Here is a 9,804-nt window from a genome sequence, read left to right on the forward strand (position 1 = left end):
GGGGCCGGGGCCCCCCCGTGCTTGGGCGTCTTCTCCCGTATCCGCGACAGCCCCCCGGCCGCCGCCGGGGGGGGGGGGCCCACCGCGGGGGCGCCCCATGCCGCCGCGGCGGCCGCCGCCGACGCCGAAACCCCCACCGCCCCCTACGTGGTCGTCCTCAAGGACAGTTCCTCCCGCGTCTCCGCCCTCGCCTCCACCCGCGCTCTCGCCGCCGAGGCCGAGGCCTCCGGCGGCCGGGTCGGGACCGTCTTCGACACCGCGCTGAACGGCTTCGCGCTGCGCACCACCGCGGCCCGCGCCGCCGAACTCGCCGCCGATCCCCGGGTCGCCGCCGTGGAGCCCGACGCGGTCTTCCGGATCAACGACACCGAGGCACAGCCCCTCGTACAGACGCCCGCGCCCTGGTCGCTGGACCGGCTCGACCAGACCGGGCTCCCGCTCGACGGCTCGTACACGTACCCGACGAAGGCGGAGGGGGTCACCGCGTACATCGTGGACACCGGGATCAACACCCTGCACCAGGAGTTCGGCGGCCGCGCCCGCTGGGGCGCCAACGCGGTGTTCACGGAGAGCGCCACGGACTGCAACGGCCACGGCACGCACGTCGCGGGGACCGTCGGCGGGGCCACGTACGGGGTCGCGAAGGGGGTCTCGCTCGTCGCCGTGAAGGTTGCCAACTGCCGCGGGGAAGCGACCCTGTCGGCCATCGTGGGCGGCATCGACTGGGTGGTGCGGGACTCCCTCAGGTCGCCGGGCGTCCCGGCCGTGGCCAACATGAGCCTGGGCGGCAGCTACAGCTTCACCCTGAACCGGGCCGTGACGCGGGCGATCGCCTCCGGGATCACCTTCACCGTCGCGGCCGGCAACGCCGGCGAGAACGCCTGCGCCGGATCCCCGGCCGGCGTCCCGCAGGCGATCACCGTGGGCGCGACCGACGCCGACGACCGGCGGGCGTCCTTCTCCGACTACGGCAGCTGCGTGGACCTCTCCGCCCCGGGCGTGGCCGTCACCTCGGCCTGGAAGGGCTCCGCCACCGCCCTCGCCCGCGCCTCCGGCACCTCCATGGCGGCCCCGCACGCGGCGGGCGTCGCCGCCCTGGTGCTGGATGAGGGCCTCGCGGCGGGCGGCCCGCGCAAGACGCCCGCGCAGGTGGCCGAAACTCTCGTACGGAGCGCCGTGCCGGACCGGATCACGGGCCTGCCCGCCGGGACGCCGAACCTCCTGCTGCACGTCCCGGCCGCCAAGTAGCCCGTACGGGGACACCCGCCGGCGGCGTCCCCGCCCGCCCCGGCGGGGAGCCGCCGGGGGCCGGGTCCGCTCGCGCCGAAGCCCGGACCAGCCCCGGAGCGGGAGCCTCCGGCAGCCCCATCCGCCCCACCCGCTCAGCTCACCGTCCGGTCGGTATCCCTGCCGGTTCACCACCCGGCCTGATGGCACATCAATTTCTGTGTGCTTCGGGCGAAAGCAAGCCATTGACTTCTCCATCGCGCGACGCGTCAATGTCGGCCACCGCACCGGCTCGGCCTCCCCCACACAGCGGGTGGGGGGAGGGTTCGTATGACGAAGGAGTCGCGACCCAGTGAGTACAACGTACCGACGAAGAGTTCTGGCCGGGGCGGGCGCTTTGTCCCTCGCCCTGACCGGTGGCGTGGTGGGTCTGGCCGGCTCCGCGCAGGCCGCGACCAAGACCACATCCATCACGATGGACTGCGCCGCGCCGGCGCCCCAGGCGGGCGCCAAGGGCCCCCAGAACTTCACGATCACCCTGCCGGACGGCGCCAAGGCCGGCGACGTGGTCCCGATCGCCATCGACCCGGGCGCGAGCCCGGTGATCCCGGCCTTCTCCGTCACCACGACGAACGTCTCGAAGATCACCCTCAAGGTCGGGTCGACCCTCCAAACGGTCACCAGCCCGCCCGAGACCGTCAACGTGGTCGCCGGACAGCCGCTCGACCCGGCCGGATTCTCCGGCACCATCAAGATCCCGGACGGCACCGAGGGCACCACGGTCGACGTCGCCCTGGACCAGGCGGTGACCGACGCGAGCCTCTCCGGCTCGGTCTTCACCACCACCTGCACCCCGGTGCCGCGTCCGAGCGCCTCGGTCGGCTCCGTCGCCGTGGCGGCCCTGCCCAAGGACCCCATCACCACCAAGCTGACGCCCAACAGCGGCAAGGCCGGCACCGCGGTCACCGTCACGGGCGCCAACTTCCCGGCGGGAGCGGTCACCTGCTCCGCGCTCAAGGCCGGCGTCGCCACCGGTGACACGGGTACCGGCACGGCCACCGCGGCCGGCGTCGCGACCTGCAACATCACCGTCACCAAGGCCGCCGATCAGATCAAGATCGACGGTTCGATCGCCCCGTACAAGGACTTCGTCTTCGTCGTCGACCAGCCCGGTGTGAAGAACCCGGTCGACGTCGAGGTGCTGCCCGGCCCGCTGGCCATCGGCCCGCAGGCGGGCAACCCGGCCGTCAGCTTCGGCAAGGTCACCATCAACGGCAAGTCCCAGTCCGTCGTCGGCCAGTTCACCGCGATGGCCGTCCAGGACTTCCGCGGCGGGACCCTCGGCTGGGACGTCTCGGCGACCCGTACGCCGTTCCTGAACGAGGTCACCGGCCACGCCATGGCCAAGGCGCAGATCGGCATCCAGCCGACCTGCAAGGTGACCAACGCGGACAGCCCGAGCACCTGCACCGCCGGTACCCCCGGTGCGATCTCCGACACCCCGATGAAGATCGCCTCGCAGGCCGCGGGCGGGGACAACCTGACCGGTGGCGAGTTCGAGGTCGGCGGTGCCGGAATGATCCAGCTCCCGCCGTTCATGTTCGCGGACGCCTACGAGTCGGTCGTCACCTTCTCCATCGCCTGACCCGTACGACCCCGTTCCAACCCGGGTGGGGGGGGGGGGGGGGGGGGGGCGGCCCCCCGCCCCCCCCCCCCCCCCCCCCCCCCCCCCCCCCCCCCCCGCCCCCCCCCGGCCTGCACCCGACCCGGGCCCCCCGCCTCCCCCCGCGCCCGCCCGCCCGGGGGCCCCGCCCGGGGGGCCGCGCGGCCCCCCCCCCCCCCCACCACCCTTCCGCGCTCCCCCGCCCTTCCGCGCTCCGCCCCCGTCCGCGCCGACTGGAGAACCGCCCATGCGCACCCGCACCCGCCGCACCCGCACCCCTCTCTACGGTCTGCTCGTCACGCTCCTGCTGCTGGGTACGGGCCTGCTCACCGCGGCCACCGCGACGGCCGCGGACAACGGCACCTGGGGCGTCTTCCCGACCCCGCCCGCCGGCGCCGCGATGACCGACCGCGCGTACTTCTTCCACCAGGGCGCGGCCGGAACCACCGTCGAGGACAGCGCGACGATCGTGAACTCCTCCGACAAGGAGATGACGTTCCAGATCTTCGCCACCGACGCCGTGAACACCCCGGTAGGCGGCGGCTTCGCGCTGCTGCCGGTCGAGACGAAGCCCAAGGACGTCGGCACGTGGATAGCCCTGCCGCCCGAGACGAAGGGCACGGTCACCGTGCCGGCCAAGGGTCGCAAGGACGTCCCGTTCTCGGTGAAGGTCCCGGCGGACGCGACCCCCGGTGACCACGTGGGCGGGATCGTCGCCCTCAACACCGCCGTGGAGGGCATCCAGGAAGAGGGCAAGGTCAAGGTCGGGGTGAAGCGCCAGGTCGGAGCGCGGCTCTACTTCCGGGTTCCCGGACCGGTGACCCCCGGGCTGAGCGTGGAGGACGTGAAGGTGAGCCGGGCGGCCCCGTTGCTGCCCTGGGTCAAGGACGCCCACGCGAAGATCGCCTACTCGCTGGTCAACCGGGGCAACGTGGTCGTCGAGCCGAAGGTGACGGTCTCCGCCGAGGGCCTCTTCGGCCGGAGCGTCCTGGACCGGCCGGCCCGCGAGCTGAAGCTGGTGCTGCTGCCGGGCCAGCGGATCGAGCTGACCGAGGAGTGGGCCGACGCCCCGCAGTCGGACTGGGTCACGGTCCACATCACGGCAGGCGCCTCGGCCTACCCCGACCTCGTGTCCGAATCCGCTACGGATTTCCTCGCCGTTCCGTGGCCCGCCCTGGGCGCCGTCCTGGTGCTGGCGGGGGCGGCCATCGCCCTGCGGGTGCTGCGCCGGCGCCGCCGGGCCGGGGCCGAAGAGCCGGAATCCGTCCCGGACTTGGCTGAAGCCCGCTGACCGGTAAAGGTGTCCCCAGGCGACGGCATCCGGCCATCACCCGCTAGGGGGAGGCACCACCGATGGAACGACAGCACGGCGGAGAACGGCCTGGTCGGCCGGTTCGCGAGCAGGCATCCGCGGACGGGCCGGCGGGACCGGATCCCGCCCCCCACGGGATCGGGCTGCTGACCCGCATCGAGCGGACGCTGGGCACCGGGACCGCCGCGTACCTGCCGGGCGACGGCTGGATCCGGCTGACCCTCCCGCTCGAAGACGACGGCCCCGCTCCGGTCACGGTGGACGTGCTCGCGGACCCGCGGCGGGCTCCGCACGGGATCGCGTACCTCCTGCCGGGCGGCGGCCTGAACTTCTCCGCCGACTTCTGTACCCCGGCCCCGCCGACCTCGCCGAGTTCCCCCGGCCTCGCCCATCACCTGCTCCGCCAGGGCCTGCTGGTCGTCGGCGTCACCCCGCGCGAGGACGCCGCCACCGCGGCCGAGGTCACCGCCGACCGGGGACTCGCGGCGCACCGCCGGGATCTGGCCGCAGTCGTGGCGGCGCTGGACCGCGTACTCGGGCTGCCGTACCAGTACGCCGGGCATTCCACCGGGGCCGCCCTCGCACTGGACGCGGCCTCGCACGACCCCTCGCCGCGGCTGACCCGGGTGGTGGTCCTGGACACGACCGGTCCGTGCACCGGCGAGACGGCCGTACGGGCGGCACTGGCCCGGGACGCGTACGAAGCCCAGCTCGCGCAGGGCACGTACGCGACGGACCCCGGCCTCGCGGCGCTGATCGCGCGGGCCGTCACCGACCCGCAGGCCCCCTCCCCGGTCCCCTGGCCGCCGGATCCCGCGCTGCGCTTCACCAACGCCGGGCTCGCCCACTTCGCGCTGATCCGCACCTCGGTGCTGCACGGCCCCGCGAGCTCGTTCTACGCCCAGGGCCACAGCGCGGGCTCCTACACCTTCGGCGGGACCCCGGCCGAGGACCGTTTCACCCTGACCCACACCCCGCTCGCCACCTGGCACGCGGCCATGGCCTCCCTGGGCAGCGGGCTGATCCCGACCGCCCTGATGCGGGATCTGGCGGCGCTCTGGGCGGGCGACGAGAAGACGTACGCGATCGGTTGGGACCGGATCCGCGCGGAAGTGGTGTGGATCAACACCGAGCTGGGCCGCGGCGACCACTCGCGCGGCGCCGCACTGATCCGCGCGGGCGGCAACGGACGCGTGAGCTTCACCCTCGTCCCGGGCTACGGCCACGGCGACGCGGTCTGGTCCACGACGGCGGCGGCGGACGTCTGGTCCCTGCTCTGACCCCGTTTCCGCCCCGCCCCCGCCGGGCGGAAACGGGGCTCGCCCCCCGCGGTGAGGGTTGCGGGGGGCGAGCAGTCCTGCGGGAGGTGCGTCCGGTCAGTGGTTGCGCGGGAACCCGAGGTCCACGCCCGCCGGGGCGTCCGACGGGTCGGGCCAGCGGGTCGTGACGACCTTGCCGCGGGTGTAGAAGTGGATGCCGTCGTTGCCGTAGATGTGGTGGTCCCCGAAGAGGGAGTCCTTCCAGCCGCCGAAGGAGTGGTAGCCCACCGGCACCGGGATCGGGACGTTGACGCCGACCATGCCGGCCTCGACCTCCAGCTGGAAGCGGCGGGCGGCGCCGCCGTCGCGGGTGAAGATCGCGGTGCCGTTGCCGAACGGCGAGGCGTTGATGAGCGCCAGGCCCTCCTCGTAGGTCTCGGTGCGCAGCACGCACAGCACCGGCCCGAAGATCTCGTCGCGGTAGGCGTCGGAGTCGGTCTTGACGTTGTCCAGCAGGGAGAGGCCGATCCAGTGGCCGTTCTCGTTGCCCTCGACGGTGTAGCCGGTGCCGTCCAGGATCACGTCCGCGCCCTGGGCGGCGGCGCCCTTGACGTACGAGGCGACCTTGTCGCGGTGGGCGGCGGTGATCAGCGGGCCCATCTCGGAGGTCGGGTCGTTGCCGGGACCGATCTTGATCTTCTCGGCCCGCTCGCGGATCTTCTCCACCAGCGTGTCCGCGATGGAGCCCACCGCGACCACGGCGGAGATGGCCATGCAGCGCTCGCCGGCCGAGCCGTAGGCCGCGGAGACCGCCGCGTCGGCGGCCGCGTCCAGGTCGGCGTCCGGCAGCACCAGCATGTGGTTCTTGGCGCCGCCCAGGGCCTGCACGCGCTTGCCGTTGGCGGAGGCGGTGGTGTGGATGTGGCGGGCGATCGGGGTCGAGCCGACGAAGGAGACGGCCGCGATGTCGGGGTGCGCGAGGAGCGCGTCGACGGCGACCTTGTCACCGTGGACCACGTTCAGCACGCCCGCCGGCAGACCGGCCTGGCTCGCCAGCTGGGCCAGCAGGGTGGAGGCCGACGGGTCCTTCTCGCTCGGCTTGAGGATGAAGGTGTTGCCACAGGCCACGGCCAGCGGGAACATCCACATCGGCACCATCGCCGGGAAGTTGAACGGGGTGATGCCCGCGACCACGCCGATCGGCTGGCGGATCGAGGAGACGTCCACGCGGCTGGAGACGGACGTGGACAGCTCGCCCTTGAGCTGCACGGTGATCCCGCAGGCCAGCTCGACGATCTCCAGGCCGCGGGCCACCTCGCCCAGCGCGTCCGAGTGGACCTTGCCGTGCTCGGCGACGATCAGCTCGGCGATCGCGTCGCGGTTGGCGTCCAGCAGGGCGCGGTAGGCGAACAGCACCTTGGTGCGGGCGGCCAGCGAGGACTGGCCCCAGGACAGGAACGCCTCCTTGGCGACCTGAACGGCCGCGTCGACCTCTTCGGCGGACGCCAGGGCGACCTGCGTGGTGACCTCGCCGGTGGCCGGGTCGGTCACCGGGCCGTAGTTGCCCGACGCGCCCTCGACGGTCTTGCCACCGATCCAGTGGTTGACGGTCTTCATGCCTTGCTCCTTCACAGATGGCGACGTCGCTGCGCGGCTTGCCGGTCGTACTCTTCGCGGGCCTGGGCCGCTTCCGCACGGGTCGCGGTCTCGGCCACAGGAACATCCCACCATGCCTGCGCCGGGGGTGGGCCCGACACAGTGTCGGGTGTTCGGGTCTGCACGTAGACACATGTGGGACGGTCCGAAGATCGCGCCTCGGCGAGGGCTTTCCGCAGGTCACGCACGGTCCGGGCGCAGATGACGACCATCCCCAGGGAGGCCGCGTTGGCCGCGAGGTCCACCGGAAGGGGGTCCCCCGTGTACGAGCCGTCCGATGCCCGGAAGCGGTACGCGGTCCCGAACCCCTCGCCGCCCACCGCCGCCGACAGACCTCCGATCGAGGCGTAGCCGTGGTTGTCGAGGACGACCACCTTGACCGGGATCCCCTCCTGCACGGCGGTGACCATCTCGGTGGGGTTCATCAGGTACGTCCCGTCGCCGACCAGCGCCCACACGGGGCGGCCGGGCGCGGCCAGCGCCACCCCGATCGCGGCCGGGATCTCGTAGCCCATGCAGGAGTAGCCGTACTCCACGTGGTACTGGTCCCGGGACCGGGTCCGCCACAGCTTGTGCAAGGTCCCCGGGGAGCGAGCCGGCGGCGTTGATCAGGATGTCGGTGTCGTCCACGAGCCCGTCGAGCAGCCCGAGCACCTGGGCCTGCGTCGGGAGGTCGTCCTCGTCGGGAGCCGCGCAGGCCCGGTCGACCAGCAGCTCCCATTCCTTCTTCTTCTCTTCGTACGCCGACAAGTACCCGGGGTCCACGCGGTACCCGGAAAGCGCGTCCCGGAGGTCTTCCAGGCCCACTCGCGCATCGCAGACCAAGGGGCGGGCGGCGTATTTGTGGGCGTCGTACGGGTCGAGGTTGAGCCCGAGGAACCGGACGCCGGGCCGGCGGAAGAGGGTCGAGGAGGCGGTGGTGAAGTCCGTCAGCCGGGTCCCGGCGGCGATCACCAGATCGGCCTCTCGGGCCAGCGCGTCGGCGGTGGCCGTGCCGGTGTGCCCGATCCCGCCCACGTCGGCGGGGTGGTCCCAGGCCAGCGCCCCCTTGCCCGCCTGGGTGGAGGCCACCGGGATCCCGGTGGCCCCGGCGAACTCCGCCAGGGCCGCCTGCGCCCCGCTGTGCCGGATCCCGCCGCCGGCGATGATCAGCGGGCGCGCGCAGCCCCGTACCGCCTCGGCCGCGTGCGCGAGCTCGGAGCGGTCGGGGCGGGGGCGGCGCACGGCCCACACCCGCTCGGCGAAGAACTCCGCCGGCCAGTCGTACGCCTCCGCCTGCACGTCCTGCGGCAGGGCCAGGGTGACGGCGCCGGTCCGCACCGGGTCGGTGAGCACCCGGACCGCCTGGAGGGCCGCCGGGATCAGGGCTTCGGGACGGGTGATCCGGTCGAAGTAGCGCGAAACGGGCCGCAGGGTGTCGTTGACGGAGATGTCGCCCGCGTAGGGGACTTCGAGCTGCTGGAGCACGGGGTCGGCGGGGCGGGTGGCGAAGGTGTCCCCGGGCAGCAGGAGGACGGGGATCCGGTTGATGGTGGCCAGCGCCGCCCCGGTGACGAGGTTGGTCGCCCCGGGTCCGATGGAGGTGGTGACGGCGTGCGCGGAGAGCCGCCCGCTCTGCCGGGCGTAGCCGACGGCCGCGTGCACCATGGCCTGCTCGTTGCGGCCCTGGAGGAACGGCATGGCCTCCGGGCCGCTCTCCAGCAGCGCCTGCCCGATCCCGGCGACGTTCCCGTGGCCGAAGATCCCCCAGGTGGCCGCGATCAGCCGGCCGCGCCGCCCGTCGCGCTCGGTGTACTGGCGGCCGAGGAACCGGACGAGGGCCTGTGCGACCGTGAGCCGGATCGTCGGCGGGGTCCGGGTCATGCGGGGTCCTCCGCGCGGTAGAAGGGCAGCCGGGGGTCGACGTCCTGGGTGGCCCAGGTGGAGCGGATCCAGCCGTGATCGGGGTGATCGCGGATCAGCCATTCCCGGGGCACGCCGGTGGCGCCGGGTCCCGCCATGACGTTGAGGTAGTACATGTCATGGCCGGGCGCGGCGATGGACGGCCCGTGCCAGCCGTCCGGGATGAGCACGGTGTCCCCGGTCCTCACTTCGGTGAGGATGTCGGTCTTCCCGGCGGGGGACGGGCTGACACGCTGGTAGCCGAGGCCGGGCGTCCCCTCGTGGTCCCGGATCTCGAAGTAGTAGATCTCCTCCAGGCGGGATTCCTCACCGGGCCGGTGCTCGTCGTGCTTGTGGGGCGGGTACGAGGACCAGTTCCCGCCGGGTGTGAGCACCTCCACGGCGATGAGCCGGTCGCAGTCGAAGGAGTCGGCGGCGGCGAAGTTGTTGACCTGCCGCGAGCACGTACCGGCTCCGCGCAGTTCCACCGGGACCTCCCGGGCGGGCCCGTACCGGGCGGGGAGCCGGCGTGCGCACCGCGCGCCGACGAGGGCGAAGCGGCCGCCGCCGCTCGCCCGGATCTCGGCGGCTCCGTCCCGGGGGAGGTAGGCGAAGTCGGTGACTCCGTCGAACACCCCGCGTCGGCCCCGCAGTTCGAAGACCTGCGGTCCGCTCCTGGGGCCCTGCCCCAGACCCCGGTCCTCAAACGCCGGCGGGGCTGGAGTGTGACCCCCCCCCCGCGGGGGTTGGCACCCGGGCCGGGAGGGCCCCCCCCCCCCCCCCCCCCAAAAGGGCCCCCCGGCGAG

The 9,804-nt window shown here is 73.6% G+C and carries 6 protein-coding genes and 1 pseudogene; 4 read left to right on the top strand and 3 right to left on the bottom strand.

Annotated elements, in window-relative coordinates:
* The 4 genes from ACFXDJ_RS25920 to ACFXDJ_RS25935 form a co-directional block, all read left to right on the top strand.
* Window positions 1-1,248: S8 family peptidase (locus tag ACFXDJ_RS25920; RefSeq protein WP_384850390.1), on the top strand; the 1,248-nt coding region annotated here is incomplete at its 5' end.
* Window positions 1,249-1,624: 376 nt separating this feature from the next.
* On the top strand, window positions 1,625-2,872 hold the full coding sequence (locus ACFXDJ_RS25925) for a hypothetical protein (protein WP_384850393.1): 1,248 nt from the start codon (window positions 1,625-1,627) through the stop codon (window positions 2,870-2,872).
* Between the two features lie 265 nt (window positions 2,873-3,137).
* Window positions 3,138-4,181, top strand: a complete 1,044-nt coding sequence (locus ACFXDJ_RS25930; protein WP_384850396.1) for a WxL protein peptidoglycan domain-containing protein — start codon at window positions 3,138-3,140, stop codon at window positions 4,179-4,181.
* A gap of 62 nt (window positions 4,182-4,243) precedes the next feature.
* The gene (locus ACFXDJ_RS25935; protein WP_384850399.1) at window positions 4,244-5,482 is read left to right on the top strand and encodes a hypothetical protein; all 1,239 of its coding nucleotides are present in this window, start codon (window positions 4,244-4,246) and stop codon (window positions 5,480-5,482) included.
* Between the two features lie 96 nt (window positions 5,483-5,578).
* Here the strand turns inward: ACFXDJ_RS25935 and ACFXDJ_RS25940 are convergent, their stop codons facing one another.
* The 3 genes and pseudogenes from ACFXDJ_RS25940 to iolB all read right to left on the bottom strand — a co-directional run.
* On the bottom strand, window positions 5,579-7,078 hold the full coding sequence (locus ACFXDJ_RS25940; RefSeq protein WP_384663706.1) for a CoA-acylating methylmalonate-semialdehyde dehydrogenase: 1,500 nt from the start codon (window positions 7,076-7,078) through the stop codon (window positions 5,579-5,581).
* Between the two features lie 11 nt (window positions 7,079-7,089).
* Window positions 7,090-8,980, bottom strand: a pseudogene (gene iolD / locus ACFXDJ_RS25945) (3D-(3,5/4)-trihydroxycyclohexane-1,2-dione acylhydrolase (decyclizing)).
* Window positions 8,977-9,804 (bottom strand): 5-deoxy-glucuronate isomerase (gene iolB / locus ACFXDJ_RS25950; RefSeq protein WP_384850402.1); only part of this gene is annotated, 828 nt, incomplete at its 5' end. The gene iolB and the pseudogene iolD, both read right to left, overlap by 4 nt.

This window comes from Streptomyces sp. NPDC059443 (assembly GCF_042750105.1).
Taxonomy (GTDB): Bacteria; Actinomycetota; Actinomycetes; order Streptomycetales; family Streptomycetaceae; genus Streptomyces.

Coding starts and splice junctions, on each gene's coding strand:
- ACFXDJ_RS25935 (WP_384850399.1), top strand. CDS start 4,244: ATGGAACGACAGCACGGCGGAGAACGGCCTGGTCGGCCGGTTCGCGAG.
- ACFXDJ_RS25930 (WP_384850396.1), top strand. CDS start 3,138: ATGCGCACCCGCACCCGCCGCACCCGCACCCCTCTCTACGGTCTGCTC.
- ACFXDJ_RS25940 (WP_384663706.1), bottom strand. CDS start 7,078: ATGAAGACCGTCAACCACTGGATCGGTGGCAAGACCGTCGAGGGCGCG.